Genomic DNA, 17,509 nt, shown 5'->3' on the forward strand with positions numbered 1-17,509 from the left:
AGACCCACATGACCACCGCACAACAGCCCCTGCGCTCCGGCTTCGGCCCCGCGTCCACCGCCGAGGACGTCATCGAGGGCATCGACCTGACCGGAAGAGTCGCGATCGTCACCGGCGGCTACTCCGGCATCGGCCTGGAGACGAGCCGCGTCCTGCGGGCGGCGGGCGCCGAGGTCGTCGTACCGGCCCGGGATCCGGAGCGGGCCCGCGCCGCGCTGAAGGAGGTGGAGGGCGTCGAGGTCGAGCACATGGACCTGATCGACCCGGCGTCGGTCGACGCCTTCGCGCAGACGTTCCTGGCCTCCGGGCGCCCCCTGCACATCCTGGTGAACAGCGCCGGAATCATGGCGACCCCGCTGCGGCGGGACGCGCGCGGCTACGAGGCCCAGTTCGCCACGAACCACCTGGGGCACTTCCGGCTGGTGGCCCGGCTCCGGCCCGCTCTGGTGGCGGCCCGCGGGGCGCGCGTGGTCTCGGTGTCCTCGCGGGGCATCCGCTTCTCCCCCGTGGTCTTCGACGACCTGCACTTCGAGCACCGGCCCTACGAGCCGTTCCTCGCCTACGGCCAGTCGAAGACCGCCAACGCGCTCTTCGCCGTGGAGCTCGACCGGCGGGGCCGGGCGGAGGGCGTGCGGGCCTTCTCCGTCCACCCCGGCCAGATCATCGACACCGGCCTCGCCAAGCACCTCACCGAGGAAGCCCTCAGGGCAGCCGGGGCCATCGACGAGGAGGGCCGCCCGGTGCGCGACCCCTCCCGGCAGCAGAAGACCGTCGCGCAGGGAGCGGCGACCGGCGTGTGGTGCGCCACCAGCCCGCGGCTCGACGGGCTCGGCGGTGTCTACTGCGAGAACTGTGACATCAGCCCCCTGGTGAGCCCGGAGGGTGAGGCCGAGTGGCGGGCGGACCCGGGGCGGCCCGGCGTGCTGCCGTACGCCGTCGACCCGGAGGCGGCGGCCCGGCTGTGGGAGGTGAGCGAACGGCTCACCTCCTGACCGCGGCCACCGGCCCCGGGCGTGCTCAGCCCTGCACGATCGCGTCGATCCGCGCCAGTTCCTCGGCGTCGAAGTCCAGGTTGCGGATCGTCCCGACGCTGTCCTCGAGCTGCTGCGGGCTGCTCGCGCCGACCAGCGCGGAGGTGACCCGGCCGCCGCGCAGCACCCAGGCCAGGGCCAGCTGGGCCAGGGTCTGGCCGCGGGACTTGGCGATCTCGTCGAGGGAGCGCAGGCGGCCCACGAGGTCCTCGGTGACCGCGTCCGAGTTCAGGAACGGGCTGTCGCTCGCGGCCCGCGAGTCCTCGGGGATGCCGTCGAGGTAGCGGCCGGTGAGCAGGCCCTGCTCCAGCGGGGAGTAGGCGATGGAACCGGCCTGGAGTTCGTCCAGGGCGTCCAGCAGGCCCTCGTCCTCGGGCCGGCGGTCGAGCATCGAGTAGCGCGGCTGGTGGATGAGCAGCGGGGTGCCGAGGTCGGCGAGGATGCGGGCGGCCTCCCGGGTCTGCTCCGCCGAGTAGTTGGAGACGCCGACGTACAGCGCCTTGCCCTGCTGCACGGCCGAGTGCAGGGCGCCCATCGTCTCCTCCAGCGGAGTGTCCGGGTCGGGGCGGTGCGAGTAGAAGATGTCGACGTAGTCCAGGCCCATGCGCGCGAGGCTCTGGTCGAGCGAGGACAGCAGGTACTTGCGCGAGCCCCATTCGCCGTACGGGCCGGGCCACATGAGGTAGCCGGCCTTGGTGGAGATGATCAGCTCGTCGCGGTACGGCCCGAAGTCGGCCTTCAGGGCCTCGCCGAGCGCGGACTCGGCGGCGCCGGGCGGCGGGCCGTAGTTGTTGGCGAGGTCGAAGTGGGTGACGCCCAGGTCGAAGGCGCGGCGCAGGATGGCCCGCTGGGTCTCGGCGGGCCGGTCCGGGCCGAAGTTGTGCCACAGGCCGAGGGACAGCGCGGGGAGCTTCAGTCCGCTGCGTCCGGTGCGCCGGTAGGGCATGTCGGCGTAACGGTCGGGGTGTGCGGTGTACAACGCGACTCCAGAGGGGTTGGCACACGGTGTTCCCGGCTCCGGGAGCCTGCGGCTCCTGGGACCGCTTCCACTCTTTCCCGCCCGGCGGGCAGCGGTCCAACAGAAGAATCCGATGGAATTCAGCGGCTAGGCTTCTCAATCATGGAACTGCGCCATCTTCAGCACTTCGTCGCCGTCGCCGAGGACCAGCATTTCACGAGGGCCGCCGAACGCCTGATGGTGTCCCAGTCGGGGTTGTCGGCGTCCATCCGGGCGCTGGAGCGGGAGCTGCGCGCGCCCCTGTTCGTGCGTACCACCAGGCGGGTGACGCTCACCGAGGCGGGGCGGGCGCTGCTGGCGGAGGCCGAGCGGATCCTCGCGCAGGTCCGCGCCGCGCACGAGGCGGTCGCGGCGGTGCAGGGCGTGCTGCGCGGCACGCTGGCGCTGGGCACCGAGCAGTGCATCGCCGGGGTGCATGTGGCTCGGCTGCTCGCCGCCTTCCGGGGCCGGCATCCGGACGTGGAGATCCGGCTGCGGCAGGCCGGTTCGGGCGCGCTGGCCGAAGAGGTGGCGGCCGGCCGGCTCGACCTCGCCTTCGCCTACCGCACCCGGGCCGACAGCGACCAGCTGCGTTCGGTGGCGCTGACGAGCGAGCCGATGACCGTGCTGTGCCATCCCGGGCACCGGCTGGCCTCGACGGGCGCGGTGCTGACCCCGGACGATCTGGCCGGCGAGGTCTTCGTGGACTTCCACCCGGACTGGGGGCCGCGCCGCACCACCGACGCCGCGTTCGCCGCGACCGGTGTCCGGCGCACGGTCGCGCTGGAGGTCAACGACGTGCACAGCCTGCTGGACCTGGTGGACGAGAACCTGGGGATCGCGGTCGTACCCCGGCACTTCCGGCACAAGCGGCCCTCGCTGACCGCGCTGCCGCTGAAGGGCACGGGCGAGACGGAGTACGAGACCGTGGCGCTGCTGCCGCCGGACCGGGCCACCAGTCCCGCCGCCCGGGCGCTCGTCACGCTCCTGGAGACCGGCGACGAGGCGGGGGGCCTGGCACCACCCCAGGAGGGGTCCCAGCCCTCCTGATTCCGGGCGTCCGCCACCGCAGACTCGGGACCGTCGGCCAGGACGACGACGGTCAGGAGGACACGTCATGGCGGAACACACACGGCGGACCGTGCTGCGCGGGACGGCCGGACTCGCGGCGGCGGGCGCGCTCACCGGCCTGGGCACCGGCCGGGCGGCGGCCCGCCTCACAGGTGAGGTGACGCAGCGTCATTTTCCGTTCCTGGAAGGGGCGTTCACTCCCGTCACCGAGGAACTGACGGCCTTCGACCTGTCGGTGACGGGCCGCGTTCCGCGCGAGCTGAACGGCCGCTTCCTGCGCAACGGACCCAACGTCCTGGGCCTGGAGGACCCCAGGGCCCATCACTGGATGCTCGGCGACGGCATGGTGCACGGCGTCCGGCTGCGCGACGGACGGGCCGAGTGGTACCGCAACCGCTGGGTGCGCTCCGCGCAGGTCGCGCGGAAGCTGGGCGAGGCGTATCCGGGGCCGGTGCCGGAGGAGGACTTCGCGTGCAACACTCATGTGATCCCGTACCGGGGACGGATCCTCACGCTCCAGGAGGGGGGTCCGCTGCCACGAACTCGACGGCGAGCTGGGCACCTCGGGTACGTACGACTTCGCGGGCACGCTGGAGGGCGCGTTCGCCGCGCACACCAAGTTCGACGTGCACGCCGGTGAGCTGCACGCCGTCGCCTACCACGCTACCTGGGACCACGTCCGGCACCTGGTCGTGGACCGCGCCGGGAGGGTCTCCCGCACGACGAGGATCCCGGTGGCGGACGCCCCGATGATGCACGACTTCGCGCTGACCGAGCGGCACGTCGTCCTCTTCGACATCCCGGTCACCTTCGACGCGGCGGCGGGCGGGCGGGGCGTCCCGGTGCCCTACGTCTGGAACCGGAACCATCCGACCCGGGTCGGTGTCATGCGGCGGACCGGCGGGCCGGTGCGCTGGTTCGGGATCGACCCCGTCTTCTACTCGCACACGCTCAACGCCTACGAGGAGGGCGGGTCCGTGGTGGTCGACCTGACGACCTGCCCGGCGCCGTTCCACGTCGCCGGGCGCGGCTCGGACGGTCCGTACGCCACGGGCACCACGAAACTGGAGCGCTGGACGATCGATCTGCACCACGGCCGCGTACGGCAGCGGGTGCTGGACGACCGGCCGCAGGAATTCCCGCGGGTGAACGAGTCGCTGGTGTCCCGGCGGCACCGCTACGGCTACGCGGCAGCGGCGGCCGGGCTGACGGCCGCCTATCTGACGCCGGACGGCGGCACCCCGCCCGACGACGCCTTCTCCAACGCGCTCGTCAAGCACGACCTGCTGCGGGGCGCCACCCAGGTGCACCGGCTGCCGAAGGACGCGGCGGCGGGCGAGGCGGTGTTCGTGCCGCGGGACGCCGGCGACCACCGGGCGGACGAGGACGACGGATACGCGATCGCCTACGTCCACAACCCGGACCGCGGTGCCGCCGACCTGGTGATCCTGGCCGCCCAGGACTTCACCGGCGAGCCGGTGGCACGGGTGCACCTGCCCGGGCGGGTGCCGCTGGGCTTCCACGGGAGCTGGATTCCGGACGCGTGAGCGCCCGCTGTTTGGGATGGTGGACGGTATGCATGCCAAGGACATCCTCATCGACGGCTACGGCCGCATCCAGGAAGAAGTCCATGCCGCCCTCGACGGCCTCGGACCGGACGCGCTGCACCACCGCCCGGCCCCCGACGCCAACTCCGTCGCCTGGCTCGTCTGGCATCTCACCCGGGTGCAGGACGACCACATCGCCGACGCCTTCGACCTCGACCAGGTGTGGCTGTCGCAGGGCTGGGAGAAGCGCTTCGGCCTCGACCTGCCCCGCCACGACACCGGGTACGGGCACAGCCCGGCCAAGGTCGCGAAGGTGCGGGTCGAGTCCGCCGACCTGCTCACCGGGTACTACGACGCCGTGCACGAGCAGACCCTCGGCGTCCTGCGCGGCCTCGCCGCCAAGGACCTCGAGCGGATCGTGGACGAGCGCTGGGATCCCCCGGTCAGCCTGGGCGTCCGCCTGGTGAGCGTCCTGTCCGACGACCTTCAGCACATCGGACAGGCCGCCTACCTCAGGGGGCTGATTCAGAGCGCGGCGGCGTAAGCGGGCAGGACCACGTCCTCGATGAGGGCCTTGCGCTCGTCGAACGGGAGGAAGGCGCTCTTGAGCGCGTTCACCGTGACCGTGCGCAGGTCCTCGACCGTCCAGCCGGCCTCCTCGACCAGCAGGGACATCTCCCGGGTCATCGTCGTGCCCGACACCAGACGGTTGTCGGTGTTGAGGGTGACCCGGAAGCCGAGGTCCTTCAGGGCCGTGATCGGGTGCTCGGCGATCGAGGTGGCGCAGCCGGTCTGCAGGTTGGAGGTGGGGCACATCTCCAGGGCGATCCGGCGGTCGCGCACCCAGGAGGCGAGCCGGCCGAGCTTGCCGTCCACGATGTCCTCGGTCAGGCGCACACCGTGGCCGATGCGCTGGGCGCCGCACACCTGCAGGGCCTGGTGGATGCTGGGCAGTCCGTGCGCCTCCCCGGCGTGGATGGTGAAGGGCACGCTCTCGCGGCGCAGGTGCTCGAAGGCCTCCAGGTGGTCGGCGGGCGGGAAGCCGTCCTCGGCGCCGGCGATGTCGAAGCCGACGACACCGGCGTCGCGGTAGGCGACGGCCAGGTCGGCGGCCTCGCGGACCCGGTCGAACATCCGCATGCCGCACAGCAGGGTGCCGACCCGTACGGGGGTGCCGGCGGCGGCCGCCTTGGCCATACCGGCGGCCAGCCCCTGCTGCACGGTCTCCACGACCTCGCGCATCGTCAGCCCGCCCCGCGTGTTCAGCTCGGGGGCATAGCGCACCTCGGCGTAGACGACACCGTCGGCGGCGAGGTCCAGCACGTACTCCTCGGCGGTGCGCAGCAGGCCCTCACGGCTCTGCATGACGGCGAGGGTGTGCTCGAAGGTGGCTATGTAGCGGACCAGGTCGCCGGAGTTGGCGGCCTCGAAGTACCAGGCGGCCAGCTCGTCGGGGTCGGTGGTGGGCAGGGTGTGACCGATCTCCGCCGCGAGTTCGACGACGGTGGCGGGGCGCAGTCCGCCGTCCAGGTGGTCGTGCAGCACGGCCTTGGGCAGCCGGCGGAGGGTCTCGGTGTCGATGCGGGGCGCGGTCATGGCGTGTGGGTTCCTCGGCAGGTGGTGCGGTGCTGATCAGTGGGCGGCGGGCTGGAGCAGGTCCCAGCGGTTGCCGTACAGGTCCTGGAGGACGGCGACGGTGCCGTACGGCTCGTGCCGCGGCTCCTCCAGGAAGGTCACGCCGGCCGCGGTCATCCGGGCGTGGTCGCGGGCGAAGTCGTCGGTGTGCAGGAAGAAGCCGACGCGTCCGCCGGTCTGGTCGCCGACTCGGGCCCGCTGGGCCTCGTCCTTGGCGCGGGCCAGCAGCAGTCCGGTGCCGGTGTCGGGGCCGCCCGGTTCCACGACGACCCAGCGGGAGCCGTCGGGGCGCGGGGCGTCCTCGGCGAGCCGGAAGCCGAGGGCCTCGGTGTAGAAACGGATGGCCTCGTCGTAGTCGTCGACGACGAGGGTGACCAGGGCGACGCGTCGCATCGGGACCTTCCGGTGTGGGCGGTTAGCCGGTGAGGTTATACGTAAAACCCCACCGGCGCCAGTCCCGGTCTACGCGCGTTGCCCTGCGGCGTCGTCCAGGTGTCCGGGGACGGGTTCGCTCAGGGCCGCTCGTCGCCCTGGGCGACCTCCACCCGGTGGTGGACATCGGCCAGGCCGGCGACCGAGGCGGCGCAGGACAGGGCCGTACAGGCGATGAGGAGCGCGGCGATCGCCCGACCGGTCCGGGGTGCGAGCGGAGCGGCGAGCAGGGCCTGGACGCGCTGCGGGACGGGTCCGGTGGTCGCGGCGGGCGCGAAGTCGGGACGCCCGGGGCGGGCCGAGCGGGCCGCCTGTCCGGCGAGGGCCGCGCGGGCGATGGCCCGGGCGGTCAGGCGCCGGTCGCCGACGCTGGCGGCGGCGGCCTCGTCGGCGGCGCGCTCGGCGGCGAGGCGGATGGTCCCGCGGACCGGCCGCAGCGCGGGGTGGCAGTGCGCGGCGAGTTCGGCCGCGGCGAGGAAGTAGTGGTGGTGGCCGTCGTTGTGCGCCCGCTCGTGCGCGAACAGCGCCTCTCGCTCGGGACCGTCCAGGCTGCGCAGCATCGCGGTGGTGACGACGATGCGGTGCGGGCGGCCGGGCAGCGCGTAGGCGTCCGGGCGGGGCGAGTCCACCACGCACAGGTCGCCGGCCGAGGGGCCGCTCCCGGCCTCGGTGCGGGCCGCGCGGAAGGCACGGGTCTGGTGCAGCACCGAGCGCACGAGGGTCCAGCCGCAGACGGCGAGCGCGCCCACGGAGGTCGCGGCGGCCGGCAGCACGACGAGGTCCGAGGCGGTGCGCAGCGGGTGGATCAGCTCGCCGAGCGCGGCGAACAGCGGCACCTTGAGCAGCCCGATGAGCACGAACGAGCCGAGCGCCGCCAGGGAGCTGCCGGCGAGGACGACCGCACAGCCGGTGACGGCCCACAGCGCGGCGACCGGGGCCAGCCGGTCCAGGGCCCGGCGGGCCAGGGCCGGCAGGGCCAACGGCAGCAGCAGGGGCAGCAGCAGGAGCGCGGTCATCGTTCGTCGGATTCGAGCAGGTCCCGCAGGATCCGTTCGTCGTCGGGGCTGAGCTGGGCGACGAAGCGGGCGAGGACGGTCTCACGGTCGCTGTCCCGGTCCAGTTCGCTGTGCATCCGGCGGGCGGTGAGGCCGTGCGCGTCCTGGACGTCGCGAACCGGGAGGTAGGCGTAGCCGCGGCCCTGACGGTGCCGCTCGACGACGCCCTTGTCGTAGAGCCGGGTGAGGATCGTGGTCACCGTCGTCCGGGCCAGGTCGGCGCCGAGGCGCAGCTGGACCTGGCCGGGCGTCTGCGGTCCGCCCGCGGCCCAGAGTGCGGCCATGACGCTCGCCTCGAGCTCACCGGCCGGCCGGCGCTCGTCCTTCGCCTCCGTCATGGAACGTCCCTCACCCCGTGTTCGTGTGCGGCCCCGGCAACCGTCTACACGATAGTAGTCAGTCGAGCCTTGGTACGGCTGTGCCCCCGCACCCATTATGGGAGGACCGCTGGTACGGGGGGCGCCGTCCGGGAGAGGGACCCCGGGGCGGCGGCCCGGGCGGGTCAGTCCGTGCGGACGTGGAGGGCGTTCAGGCGGGTCAGTTCGTCCGCCGCGAGGCGCAGCGCGCCCGCCGCGACGTTCTGCGCGAGGTGGTCCGGGTTGCCGGTGCCGGGGATGGCGAGCACGTGCGGGCCCTGGTGCAGGGTCCAGGCGATGCGGAGCTGCGCGGGGCTCACGCCGTGGGCGCGGGCGATGTCGCGCACCGTGTCGTCGTGGGTGTCGGTCGCGGCCTGCGGTCCGGCCTGGCCGGCGACGGCGAAGAAGGGGACGAACGCGATGCCGTGTTCGCCGCAGAGGCGCAGCATCTCGTCGTCGAGGGGGTCGGGCCGGTCCAAGGCGTAGCGGTTCTGCACGCACACCACCGGGGCGATCTCCAGCGCCTCGGCGAGGTGGCGCGGTCCGACGCCGGAGATGCCCAGGTGGCGGATCAGGCCAGCCTCGCGCAGTTCGGCGAGCGCGCCGAAGTGCTCGGCGATCGAATCCTGCTCCTGGCGGCGGAAGTTGACGACGTCGAGGTGGTCGCGCCCGAGCTGGCGCAGGTTCTCCTCCACGTGGCCGCGCAGCTGGTCGGGGCGCGCCGCCTCGCCCCACTCGCCGTGGTAGTCCCGGAAGGGGCCGACCTTGGTGGTGATGACCAGGTCCTCGGGGTACGGGGCGAGGGCGGTGTTGATCAGCTCGTTGGCGGAGCGGGTGGCGGAGAAGTAGAAGGCCGCGGTGTCGATGTGGTTCACGCCGAGCTCGACGGCCCGGCGCAGCACGGATATGGAGCGTGCGCGGTCGCTGGGCGTACCGAGGTGGAACGCGGCGCTGCCCGTCAGCCGCATGGCTCCGAAGCCGATGCGGTGGACGGGCAGGTCGCCGAGTTTGAAGGTGCCGGAGGCATCCGCGGTGATCGGGTCAGCGGTCATTCGGCGGAGTTTCGCACATCTGGCCCGCCACGCAAGTGAATTCAGGCCGGCGACAGGCCGTGGCCCGGGCCGCCGGAGGAGGTCTCGGCGGCGATGCCTTCGCGGTCCGCTCCGACGGTGAAGACGTACGGCGCGAGCGGCTTGTCGCGGTCGTCGACGAAGGCGGAGGCTCGCGGTGTCGTGGGTCAGGTCGTCGTGGGGTCGGTCTCCGTCGGCGCCGCTCCAGGTAGGCCCGCTCGGCCTCGCTCCCGGCCAGCTCGGCGGCCCGGCCGTACTCCGCGGCCGCCTCGGCGGTGCGGCCCAGGCGGCGCAGCAGGTCGGCGCGGACGGCGTGCAGCACGTGATAGACGAAGGCGGAGGCTGGCAGTGACGTGGGTCAGGTCGTCGTGGGGTCGGTCTCCCGTCGGCGCCGCTCCAGGTAGGCCCGCTCGGCCTCGCTCCCGGCCAGCTCGGCGGCCCGGCCGTACTCCGCGGCCGCCTCGGCGGTGCGGCCCAGGCGGCGCAGCAGGTCGGCGCGGACGGCGTGCAGCACGTGATACCGGCCGAGGTCCAGGGCGTCGACGAGGTCGAGCGCCCTGGCCGGCCCCTGGACCTCGGCCAGGGCGACCGCACGGTTCAGGGCGACGACCGGGGACGGCGCCACGGCCATGAGCTGGTCGTACAGGCGCAGGATCTGGTCCCAGTCGGTGTCCTCGGCGCTGGGCGCGTCGCTGTGCACGGCGTTGACGGCGGCCTGGATCTGGTAGGGGCCCGGCCGGTTCCGGCGCAGACAGCGGCGGACCAGCTCCTGGCCCTCGGCGATCAGCTCGCGGTCCCACAGCGTGCGGTCCTGCTCGGGCAGCGGGACGAGGACGCCGTCCGCGCCCTGCCGGGCCGGCCGCCGCGACTCGGTCAGCAGCATCAGCGCGAGCAGGCCGGTGACCTCTGGCTCTTCCGGCATCAGCGCGGCGAGCAGCCGGCCGAGGCGGAGCGCCTCCGCGCACAGGGCGGGGTCGCCGGTGTAGCCCTCGTTGAAGATCAGGTAGACGACGGCGAGGACGCCGCCGAGCCGCTCGGGCAGGTCGGCGTCGCGGGGCACGCGGTACGGGATGCCCGCGTCGCGGATCTTGGCCTTGGCCCGTACCAGCCGCTGGGCGAGGGTCGGCTCCGGCACCAGGAAGGCACGGGCGATCTGGGCGGTGCTCAGGCCGCCGAGCAGGCGCAGGGTGAGGGCGACCCGGGCCTGGAGGGCGAGCGCGGGATGGCAGCAGGTGAAGATCAGGCGGAGCCGGTCGTCCTGCACCGGGCCCTCCTCGGACGGCTCGGCGGACGCATGCGGGTCGGGGGTGTACGGGTGGGGCGCGTACAGCCGGGCGGCCTCGGCGTGCCGGGCGTCCCGGGAGGACTCGCGGCGGAGCCGGTCGATGGCCCGGTTGCGTGCGGTGGTGATGATCCAGCCGGCCGGGCTCGGCGGCACGCCGGATTCCGGCCAGGTGCGTACGGCGGTGGTGAAGGCCTCCTGCACCGCCTCCTCGGCGAGGTCGATGTCGCCGAGGAAGCGGACGAGGACGGAGACCGCGCGCCCGTACTCGGCGCGGAAGACGGCCTCGACATCGCCGGTGTCCGGCATGGGCGCCCCTGTCCTCCTGTGCGTTCAGGCCGCGACCCGGACGACGTCGGCCGTGCGGTGGCGTGCGGCCCGGTGGACGGCGACCGGTCCTGCCGTGACCGGTCGCCGAAAGCGTAGGGGCCCGATCATGCCGAGCAGCGCAGACAGGCGCGGACTTCCCGGCCGCCGCGCGTCTGATGGATCTCGGTCGACTGGGCGAGGGAGTCGACGATGCCGGTGCCTCGGCCGTGCTCGTCCGGTGCGACCTCGCGGTGACCGTGCTCGACCGCGGTTCCCGAGTCGCTGACCACGATCTGCAGGGTGCCGTCGTCGAGGACGAGCAGCAGCGTCATGCATTCGCGGCCGTACTGGGCCGCGTTGGCGGCGAGTTCGTCGACGATGAGGACGGCGGAGTCCCGCTCGCTCTGCGGCACGCGCCAGCACTCCAGCAGGTCCGCCGTGAGATGACGAGCCGCGGAGACGTGCGCCACCTGCGCGGGCAGGGTGAGCATCGCCTGGTGGCGGCAGGACCGTGCGGGAAGTGAGCCGGCACGGGCGGAATCGGTCACGTACATGGTCATCTGGCTCTTCTGCGTCGGAACCTGTGTGTGAGCACTCATTCAGTTCTACGGGCGACGAGCGCAGATGGTTCGAGTGATTCGCTCTTTTTGTTCCGCTTCTTGGGCGTGCGTCGGCTACTCGGCGGTGGTCCGTGCGGCCCGGCCCTTCTCACGCCCGGGATCGTGACCAGTTTCTGGCCGTTGCCGGCGATGATCTCGAAGTGCTCGATGGCGCCCGGGGACAGGGGGACAGCCCCGGGGACGGTGGTTCCGGGCGGATAGGTGCCGGCGCGCCAGGTGGCGGCGTCCGCCCTGGTGCCACCGGGCCCGACCGCCTGCAGCCGGCAGGTGATTCCCGCGGGTGCCCCATGGGCGGAGACCTCCAGCACACTGCCCCAGGCCGAGGGGGAGACCCGCACCGAAGCGGTGACGCCGGTGGCCGGATCGTTTCCCGAGAAGGTGCGCGTCGGAGCCGGCGCCGTCGGTCCGGGCGGTGTCCCCTGACCGACCACGGATCCACCGATCGCCAGCCATGTGCCGCCGACCGCCGCCCCGGCGACCAGTGCCAGCGAGGCGGCCGCACCGGCCAGTTGCAGCCGCCAGGTCCTGCGGCGCCTGGCGGCGGCCTGCTGCAGCATCCGGTCGAGCAGTCCCGTCCCGAAGTCCCGGGGCGCCGCGGCCGTACCGGACGGCGCCTCGGGCCGGCCCCCGGCGCTCTCCGCCGCCCGCCGCACCAGCCGATCGGCCGGGTCCTCGTCGCCGACCGGCACGGGCCGGCCCTCGGCTTCCGCTGCGGTGACCGTCGCGAGCAGCGCCGGAAGTCCGGCCAACTCGGCGTGCTCCGCCCTGCACTCGTCGCATTCCGCGAGGTGCGCACGCACCCGTTCCGCCTCCGCCGGGGACAGCGTGCCCAGGACATATCCTCCCAGCGCCAACCGGAGGGCGTCGTGGTCCGCGTTCATGACCGGCACCGTGGAGGTGACCTCATGACCTCGTACGACGACCACCAGAGCCCGGCACCGATCGCTGACGCCGACGGACCCACCTCCGAACACGGCATGACGCGCCGTCAACTCATGTGCCACGCCGGGTGGTTCGGCGGGGCCGTCGTGCTCACCGTGGCCGGCGGAGAGGTGGTCAGCCATGTCGCCGGCTCCCGGGACGCCCTCGCCGGGGCCGCCGCGGCACCGGGCGGCGGTCCACTGCGGTTCGTGCAGGTCTCCGACAGTCACATCGGCTTCCAGGGCCCGGCCAACACGGACGTGGTCGGCTCGTTCACCGAAGCGATCCACCAGGTCAACGGGCTCGGGTTCAGGCCCGACTTCGTCATGCACAGCGGCGACCTGACACACCTGTCCACGGCAGGACAGTTCGACCAGGTCAGGCAGATGATGACCGGGCTGCGGACGGACCGTGTCTTCACCGTCCCGGGCGAGCACGACTCCATCGGCGACGCGGGCCGCGCCTACCGGCGGATCTTCGGCAAGGGCACGCTCGGCGACGGCTGGTACAGCTTCGACACCCACGGTGTGCACTTCCTCGCCCTGGTCAACACCCTGAGCCTGGAGAAGCTCGGTCACCTCGGCACCGAGCAGATCGATTTCGTCCGCAAGGACCTCGCGGGCCTGCCGTCGGACACCCCCGTCGTCGTCTTCAGCCACATCCCGCTGTTCGCCATGTACCCGAAGTGGGGCTGGAGCACGGACGACGCGCTGAAGGTGATCGCACTGCTGCGCCGCTTCTCCTCGGTGACCTGCCTCAACGGGCACGTGCACCAGCTGTTCACCAAGACGGAGGGCAACATCACCTTCCACTCCGCCACGACCACCGCCTACCCGCTGCCCAAGCCGGGGCGGGCGCCCGCCCCCACTCCCCAGGTCGTGCCCGCCCGACAGCTGAAGGACGCGCTCGGCATCCGCAGCGTGGGCTACCGGCGGGGCGACCAGCTGCTGGCGGTCAAGGACGAAAGGCTGGCATGAAGCGCGGGAGACGCCTCGCCCCGGCAGGGACGAGGCTAGTGCTGGTCCACGAAGGGCCGTACCTCGATGGGCAGCGTCGTGGCCAGGGCGGCCTTGCGGCCCCACTCCAGCGCCTCGTCCAGGTCCGCGGCCCTGATCAGGCACAGACCGCCCAGATACTCCTTGCCCTCGGCGTAAGGCCCGTCGGTGATCAGGACATCGCCGTCCTTCGGGCGGAGCATGGTGGCGGTCTCCGGACCGTGCAGGCCGCCAGCGAACACCCACGCTCCCGCGGCGCGCAGCTCGTCGTTGAAGGCCTCGACGTCGCGCATGATCGCGGCGAGCGCGTCGGGGGCGGGCGGGGTCACGCCGGCCGGCTGGACCACGCTGAGCAGGTAGTACTTCATGGTGTCCTCCTCGGTGACTTCAGGGTCTCTCGGTTGCCAGACACCTCCTACACGAACGGCCGCCCCCGGATTCGACACGGCGCCGGAAGAAATCTTCGAAAGAATCTTCCGTATGACAGCCACCACGCCGCATCCGCTCCTCGACCGCGCCCACCGGCTCGCCACGGACCTGCTGATCCCCGAGGCGGAGCGGGTCGACCAAGAGGGCGTGCCCGCGAGTCACATCGAGGCGGTGAAGCGGTCCGGGCTGCTCGGGGCGGGCGCTCCGGTCGCGTACGGAGGCTCCGGCGCGCCACCGAACGTGGTCCGCCGGATCGCGGAGATCCTCTCCGGGGCGTGCTGTGCGACATGGTTCGTGCAGACCCAGCACCACACGCCGGTGCAGACCCTGGTCCAGAGTGAACTGCCGGTTCGTGAGCGGTTGTTGGGCCCGCTGTCGCGAGGGGAGTCGCTGTCCGGGGTGGCCTACGCGCATCTGCGGTCGTATCCGCGCGTCCCGGTGCGGGTCCGCCGGGAGGGCGACGGCTGGCGGTTCGACGGGACCGTGCCCTGGTACACCGGCTGGGGCCTGAACGACGTGATGCTGCTCGCCGGGACGACCGACGCCGGCGAGGTGCTGTTCGCGTTCACCGAGGCACGCGAGCAACCGGGACTGCGGGCCTCGGAGCCGATGCGTCTCGCGGCGCTCACGGCCGCGCGCACGGTGTCGCTGGAGCTGGCCGGACTGTGGCTGCCGGAGGAGGCGGTGGCCCTGCGGATGCCGTACGAGCGGTGGGCGCCCGGGGACCGGGCCAGAACTCTGAGCGCGAGCCCGGCGGTGTTCGGCGTCGCGGAGGCCGCCCTGTCCCTGCTGGACGCGGAGACGGCCGCCCCGCTCACCGCCCGGCTGTCCGACGTCCGCCGCCGCGCCTACGCCCTGACGGACGACCCGGCGCCGCTGGGGCGGGTCGCGGAACGACTGGCGGTGCGCGCCGAGGCGTACGAGGTGCTGCGCACGGCCACGACGGCGGCGGTGGTGGCCGGGGGTGGCCGCTCGATGACCCTGACGAGCCGCGCCCAGCGCCTCGCCCGGGAGGCGTTGTTCCTGCTGGTGCAGGGGCAGACGGCGGAGACGCGGTCGGCGCATCTGCGGGCGCTGGGCGGCACCTGAGCCGGGGCCTCGGCATCACCGCCGGCCGGGAGTACTGCCGTCACCGCCGGCGCAGCACGCCCTGGGCCACTGTGTGGGTGACGACCGTGGCCGCCGCCGCGAAGGCCAGGCCCTCGGCGAGCTGCCGTGCGCGGGTGGGGCGCAGGGCGCCGGAGCGGCGGAGCCGGCCGCGGGCCCACAGGGTGAACGGGAGCACCACGAGGGGCGTGGTCGCGGAGCCCGGGGTGTAGCCGCGTATCGCCGCAGCCTGGGCCAGATGGACCAGGCCGTGCACCCCGAAGGCGTTGAGCGCGGTCTGGTAGACGGCGGACCGGCCCCCGGTCCGGTGGCCGTCGGCACACGCGGCGGCCAGCACCACCGCCATCGCGCCGACGGCGGTGGTGAACTCCCGCCCGTCGACGGACTCCAGCCGCCGCCACACCGTCTCCGGCATCCGGGGGAACCTCTTGCGCAGCTCCGGCACCTGGGTGCGCACCCACCGCGGCACCATGACCACTTCCTCGGTGTCGTGCGCGGCCCATGCGGCCAGCAGACCCCAGGTGACGGCCCCGGTGACCTCGTTCGGTTCTCGTGTCATGAACCCGCAGTGTGCCAGGGCCTGTTGGTCAGGACGCGAACGGCACCCGGGCCGAGGCAGCCGACTGACGGCGGACTGACATCCGGGTATGCGCACAGGCCTACACATAAAGAAAAAATAAGAGCAAACTGGGAACACGTGGTGGTAACGGCATACACCGCACCAGACGCGGTCTGGCCTGCAAGTCAAAGGAGACGAGTTATGGCCAACCTGCACAGGGGTGACATATCAGCCCACCCCGATGTCTCCGAAATGCGGGAACGCTACGCCCGCATGCTCGGCGGTCGTGATGTGGCGCTCGTGGACGGCCCGGTCTTCCTGCTCGGCCTCTACTGCGCGGCATCTCCGTGGATAGTGCACTACACGACGAGCCAGCCCGCACTCATGACCCACAACCTGATCATGGGCATAGCGATAGGTCTGCTGGCACTGGGATTCACCCGGGCCCCCGAGCGGATGTACGGCCTCAGCTGGGCCATGTGCGCCATGGGCATCTGGTTGATCATCGCCCCCTGGATCGTGGGCAGCGGCCCGGACCAGGGCGTGATCATCAACAACGTCATCATCGGCGCACTGGCGCTCGTACTCGGCCTGGTCTGCGCCGGTACGGCGGCGCGGAGCACCCCCAGGCCGTAACAGGAGACGGAAAGGAAGAACAGGAAGAACGGCAGTACGTGAGGCCGGTCCGCCCGGGCGGACCGGCCCCCATCGCGTCCGCTCAGCGCCCCGCCACCAGCCACGGCTCCTGCGGCAGGGTCCGGCCGGTCTCCAGCAGGGACTTGAGGTTGGACAGCACGGCCGGCCAGCCGGCGGCGACGTCCGAGCGCTCGCCCTCGTCGTTGAGGTCCTCGTGGACGACGGTGAGCCGGACGATGTCCTCGTACGGGCGGATCTCGAAGGTGACGCGGGAGTGCCGCTCCTCCTGACCCTCCTGGTCGGGCGCGGCCCACGTGGTGACCAGCCGGGTCGGCGGCTCGCTCTCCACCACCTTGCCGACCACGTCGGCGATGCCGGAGCCGTCGGTGCGCACATGCGCCCAGCGGGACCCGGGCCGCCAGTCGGACTCGTTGCGGTGCCCCCAGTAGGCGCCGGTCAGGTCGGCGTCGGTGAGCGCCTCCCACACCTTCTCGGGGGTGCTCGCATATAGGTGACGTACACGAAACTCGGCTTGTCGGTCATGGCTTCCTCGGCTCGTCGCTTCAGGGCGCCGAGCGCACTCAGGCGCGGGCGCTCGAACTTCTCGATCCACCGCTCCTGGATCTCGTGGAGCGGTACGGGGTTGAGGTAGTGCAGCTTTTCCCGCCCCCGCCGCACCGTGCTGATCAGATTGGCGGCCTCCAGGACCGCCAGATGCTGGGTCACCGACTGGCGCGTCATGGCGATGCGCTCGCACAGCTCACCCAGGGTCTGGCCGTTGTTCTCGTGGAGCCGGTCCAGCAGGCGTCTGCGCGTGTCGTCCGCCAGCGCCTTGAAGACCTTGTCCATCCCGGTGTCGTCTTCTGATTGCACACTCAACGTTATGCAGGCAATTACTTGCATGTCAAGGACGCGGTGGTACGCCCGCTTCGAAGCGGAAGGACAGCCACACGTCCGGAGGCAGTTCGGGGCGCTCCGGCACCGGCCGGAGTTCGCGGGTCCAGGCGTCCCCGGCGAGGTCCGAGGCGACCCGGTGCCAGAAAGCCACGGCGGCCGGGTTGTCGCGCTGAAAGGCGACCTCCCACGGCCCGGGATGCCGGGTGAGCACCGCGCGCACGGCCTGCAGCCCGACGCGTCTGCGCCGCACCCCGCGCACCACGAAGAAGCTGTTCAGCACCCGCACCGGGCCGTCGAGTCCGCGCACGAACGCGAAGCCGGCCGGGTGCGTGCCGCACTCGAACAGGTAGGGCGCCCAGCCGGGGCGGGTGAAGGCGCTCTCGACCCGCTCGTCGCGAAAGGTGCCGTCGGGGGCGGGCAGGCCGCATCGGAAGGCGGAGAGGTCATGCCGGAACATCAGCCACAGCCGCTCCACGGTGGGCCGGTACTCGGCGGTCGCGGGGCGGACGGTGACATCGGGAAGGACGGTGTCGGTCATGAACGAAAGCCTCCCCGGCGGA

Annotated in this window: 18 protein-coding genes and 2 pseudogenes; 7 read left to right on the forward strand and 13 right to left on the reverse strand. The window is 72.6% G+C overall.

Translation table 11 applies throughout. The features are described from left to right. The first annotated feature begins 8 nt into the window (after positions 1-8). Positions 9-992, forward strand: a complete 984-nt coding sequence (locus ACQPXS_RS06950) for an oxidoreductase (RefSeq protein ID WP_433447958.1) — start codon at positions 9-11, stop codon at positions 990-992. A 25-nt stretch (positions 993-1,017) separates the two neighbouring features. On the opposite strand, the gene mgrA is transcribed toward ACQPXS_RS06950, so the two are convergent. Beyond that, positions 1,018-2,010 (reverse strand): L-glyceraldehyde 3-phosphate reductase, encoded by a 993-nt coding sequence (mgrA, locus tag ACQPXS_RS06955; protein ID WP_351808919.1) that lies wholly within the window; start codon positions 2,008-2,010, stop codon positions 1,018-1,020. Between the two features lie 141 nt (positions 2,011-2,151). Between mgrA and ACQPXS_RS06960 the strand changes: the two genes are divergently transcribed. The 3 genes and pseudogenes from ACQPXS_RS06960 (at position 2,152) to ACQPXS_RS06970 (ending at position 5,190) form a co-directional block, all read left to right on the forward strand. Continuing rightward, complete coding sequence (locus tag ACQPXS_RS06960; protein ID WP_433447961.1) at positions 2,152-3,078, forward strand: LysR family transcriptional regulator; 927 nt, start codon at positions 2,152-2,154, stop codon at positions 3,076-3,078. A gap of 67 nt (positions 3,079-3,145) precedes the next feature. After that, positions 3,146-4,646, forward strand: a pseudogene (locus tag ACQPXS_RS06965) (carotenoid oxygenase family protein). Between the two features lie 28 nt (positions 4,647-4,674). Continuing rightward, positions 4,675-5,190 (forward strand): mycothiol transferase, encoded by a 516-nt coding sequence (locus ACQPXS_RS06970; RefSeq protein WP_351808928.1) that lies wholly within the window; start codon positions 4,675-4,677, stop codon positions 5,188-5,190. On the opposite strand, the gene ACQPXS_RS06975 is transcribed toward ACQPXS_RS06970, so the two are convergent. The 8 genes from ACQPXS_RS06975 to ACQPXS_RS07010 form a co-directional block, all read right to left on the reverse strand. Next, entirely contained in the window at positions 5,172-6,242 is a 1,071-nt protein-coding gene (locus ACQPXS_RS06975; protein WP_433447963.1) for an adenosine deaminase, read from the reverse strand. The two genes, ACQPXS_RS06970 and ACQPXS_RS06975, sit on opposite strands and share 19 nt — an antisense overlap. A 36-nt stretch (positions 6,243-6,278) precedes the next feature. Further along, positions 6,279-6,674, reverse strand: a complete 396-nt coding sequence (locus ACQPXS_RS06980; RefSeq protein WP_433447965.1) for a VOC family protein — start codon at positions 6,672-6,674, stop codon at positions 6,279-6,281. A 119-nt stretch (positions 6,675-6,793) separates the two neighbouring features. Continuing rightward, complete coding sequence (locus ACQPXS_RS06985; protein ID WP_433447967.1) at positions 6,794-7,729, reverse strand: M48 family metalloprotease; 936 nt, start codon at positions 7,727-7,729, stop codon at positions 6,794-6,796. Beyond that, positions 7,726-8,106, reverse strand: coding sequence for a BlaI/MecI/CopY family transcriptional regulator (locus ACQPXS_RS06990; RefSeq protein ID WP_351808940.1), 381 nt, complete (start codon positions 8,104-8,106; stop codon positions 7,726-7,728). Before ACQPXS_RS06990 ends, ACQPXS_RS06985 begins: the two co-directional genes overlap by 4 nt. Before the next feature lie 164 nt (positions 8,107-8,270). After that, positions 8,271-9,176, reverse strand: a complete 906-nt coding sequence (locus ACQPXS_RS06995; RefSeq protein ID WP_433447970.1) for an aldo/keto reductase — start codon at positions 9,174-9,176, stop codon at positions 8,271-8,273. 376 nt (positions 9,177-9,552) lie between these two features. Continuing rightward, the gene (locus ACQPXS_RS07000) at positions 9,553-10,785 is read right to left on the reverse strand and encodes an RNA polymerase sigma factor (RefSeq protein WP_433447972.1); all 1,233 of its coding nucleotides are present in this window, start codon (positions 10,783-10,785) and stop codon (positions 9,553-9,555) included. Positions 10,786-10,910: 125 nt separating this feature from the next. Next, positions 10,911-11,345 carry an ATP-binding protein gene (locus tag ACQPXS_RS07005; RefSeq protein WP_356306581.1) on the reverse strand — a complete coding sequence of 145 codons (435 nt, stop codon included), beginning with the start codon at positions 11,343-11,345 and terminating at the stop codon, positions 10,911-10,913. A gap of 35 nt (positions 11,346-11,380) precedes the next feature. Beyond that, positions 11,381-12,286 (reverse strand): anti-sigma factor family protein, encoded by a 906-nt coding sequence (locus ACQPXS_RS07010; RefSeq protein ID WP_433447975.1) that lies wholly within the window; start codon positions 12,284-12,286, stop codon positions 11,381-11,383. Positions 12,287-12,310: 24 nt separating this feature from the next. Between ACQPXS_RS07010 and ACQPXS_RS07015 the strand changes: the two genes are divergently transcribed. Continuing rightward, positions 12,311-13,303 carry a metallophosphoesterase family protein gene (locus tag ACQPXS_RS07015; protein WP_433447977.1) on the forward strand — a complete coding sequence of 331 codons (993 nt, stop codon included), beginning with the start codon at positions 12,311-12,313 and terminating at the stop codon, positions 13,301-13,303. A gap of 35 nt (positions 13,304-13,338) precedes the next feature. Here ACQPXS_RS07015 and ACQPXS_RS07020 read toward each other — a convergent pair whose 3' ends face one another. Continuing rightward, entirely contained in the window at positions 13,339-13,689 is a 351-nt protein-coding gene (locus tag ACQPXS_RS07020; RefSeq protein ID WP_351808960.1) for a YciI family protein, read from the reverse strand. Positions 13,690-13,801: 112 nt separating this feature from the next. On the opposite strand from ACQPXS_RS07020, the gene ACQPXS_RS07025 reads away from it, so the two are divergent. Then, entirely contained in the window at positions 13,802-14,839 is a 1,038-nt protein-coding gene (locus ACQPXS_RS07025; protein WP_433447981.1) for an acyl-CoA dehydrogenase family protein, read from the forward strand. 40 nt (positions 14,840-14,879) lie between these two features. On the opposite strand, the gene ACQPXS_RS07030 is transcribed toward ACQPXS_RS07025, so the two are convergent. Then, a complete protein-coding gene (locus tag ACQPXS_RS07030; RefSeq protein ID WP_433447984.1) occupies positions 14,880-15,416 on the reverse strand; it encodes an HXXEE domain-containing protein in 537 nt (178 codons plus the stop codon). A gap of 201 nt (positions 15,417-15,617) precedes the next feature. Here ACQPXS_RS07030 and ACQPXS_RS07035 point away from each other — a divergent pair, with 201 nt between their 5' ends. Continuing rightward, on the forward strand, positions 15,618-16,052 hold the full coding sequence (locus ACQPXS_RS07035; protein ID WP_433447987.1) for an SPW repeat protein: 435 nt from the start codon (positions 15,618-15,620) through the stop codon (positions 16,050-16,052). 82 nt (positions 16,053-16,134) lie between these two features. On the opposite strand, the pseudogene ACQPXS_RS07040 reads toward ACQPXS_RS07035, so the two are convergent. Together ACQPXS_RS07040 and ACQPXS_RS07045 are read right to left on the reverse strand one after the other, a co-directional pair. Then, positions 16,135-16,901, reverse strand: a pseudogene (locus ACQPXS_RS07040) (ArsR/SmtB family transcription factor). 55 nt (positions 16,902-16,956) lie between these two features. Next, positions 16,957-17,487 (reverse strand): GNAT family N-acetyltransferase, encoded by a 531-nt coding sequence (locus ACQPXS_RS07045; RefSeq protein ID WP_433447989.1) that lies wholly within the window; start codon positions 17,485-17,487, stop codon positions 16,957-16,959. Positions 17,488-17,509: the final 22 nt, after the last annotated feature.

It is taken from the genome of Streptomyces sp. CA-142005, assembly GCF_050942335.1.
In the GTDB taxonomy this organism is placed as follows: domain Bacteria; phylum Actinomycetota; class Actinomycetes; order Streptomycetales; family Streptomycetaceae; genus Streptomyces.

What these genes read in the sequence shown, in the direction of transcription:
- ACQPXS_RS06980 (WP_433447965.1), bottom strand. Translation starts at nt 6,674, where the DNA reads ATGCGACGCGTCGCCCTGGTCACCCTCGTCGTCGACGACTACGACGAG.
- ACQPXS_RS06995 (WP_433447970.1), bottom strand. Translation starts at nt 9,176, where the DNA reads ATGACCGCTGACCCGATCACCGCGGATGCCTCCGGCACCTTCAAACTC.
- ACQPXS_RS07000 (WP_433447972.1), bottom strand. Translation starts at nt 10,785, where the DNA reads ATGCCGGACACCGGCGATGTCGAGGCCGTCTTCCGCGCCGAGTACGGG.
- ACQPXS_RS07010 (WP_433447975.1), bottom strand. Translation starts at nt 12,286, where the DNA reads ATGAACGCGGACCACGACGCCCTCCGGTTGGCGCTGGGAGGATATGTC.
- ACQPXS_RS06985 (WP_433447967.1), bottom strand. Translation starts at nt 7,729, where the DNA reads ATGACCGCGCTCCTGCTGCTGCCCCTGCTGCTGCCGTTGGCCCTGCCG.
- ACQPXS_RS07045 (WP_433447989.1), bottom strand. Translation starts at nt 17,487, where the DNA reads ATGACCGACACCGTCCTTCCCGATGTCACCGTCCGCCCCGCGACCGCC.
- ACQPXS_RS06970 (WP_351808928.1), top strand. Translation starts at nt 4,675, where the DNA reads ATGCATGCCAAGGACATCCTCATCGACGGCTACGGCCGCATCCAGGAA.
- ACQPXS_RS07030 (WP_433447984.1), bottom strand. Translation starts at nt 15,416, where the DNA reads ATGACACGAGAACCGAACGAGGTCACCGGGGCCGTCACCTGGGGTCTG.
- ACQPXS_RS06950 (WP_433447958.1), top strand. Translation starts at nt 9, where the DNA reads ATGACCACCGCACAACAGCCCCTGCGCTCCGGCTTCGGCCCCGCGTCC.
- ACQPXS_RS07025 (WP_433447981.1), top strand. Translation starts at nt 13,802, where the DNA reads ATGACAGCCACCACGCCGCATCCGCTCCTCGACCGCGCCCACCGGCTC.
- ACQPXS_RS07005 (WP_356306581.1), bottom strand. Translation starts at nt 11,345, where the DNA reads ATGACCATGTACGTGACCGATTCCGCCCGTGCCGGCTCACTTCCCGCA.
- ACQPXS_RS07020 (WP_351808960.1), bottom strand. Translation starts at nt 13,689, where the DNA reads ATGAAGTACTACCTGCTCAGCGTGGTCCAGCCGGCCGGCGTGACCCCG.
- ACQPXS_RS06990 (WP_351808940.1), bottom strand. Translation starts at nt 8,106, where the DNA reads ATGACGGAGGCGAAGGACGAGCGCCGGCCGGCCGGTGAGCTCGAGGCG.
- ACQPXS_RS06975 (WP_433447963.1), bottom strand. Translation starts at nt 6,242, where the DNA reads ATGACCGCGCCCCGCATCGACACCGAGACCCTCCGCCGGCTGCCCAAG.
- ACQPXS_RS07035 (WP_433447987.1), top strand. Translation starts at nt 15,618, where the DNA reads ATGGCCAACCTGCACAGGGGTGACATATCAGCCCACCCCGATGTCTCC.
- ACQPXS_RS07015 (WP_433447977.1), top strand. Translation starts at nt 12,311, where the DNA reads ATGACCTCGTACGACGACCACCAGAGCCCGGCACCGATCGCTGACGCC.
- ACQPXS_RS06960 (WP_433447961.1), top strand. Translation starts at nt 2,152, where the DNA reads ATGGAACTGCGCCATCTTCAGCACTTCGTCGCCGTCGCCGAGGACCAG.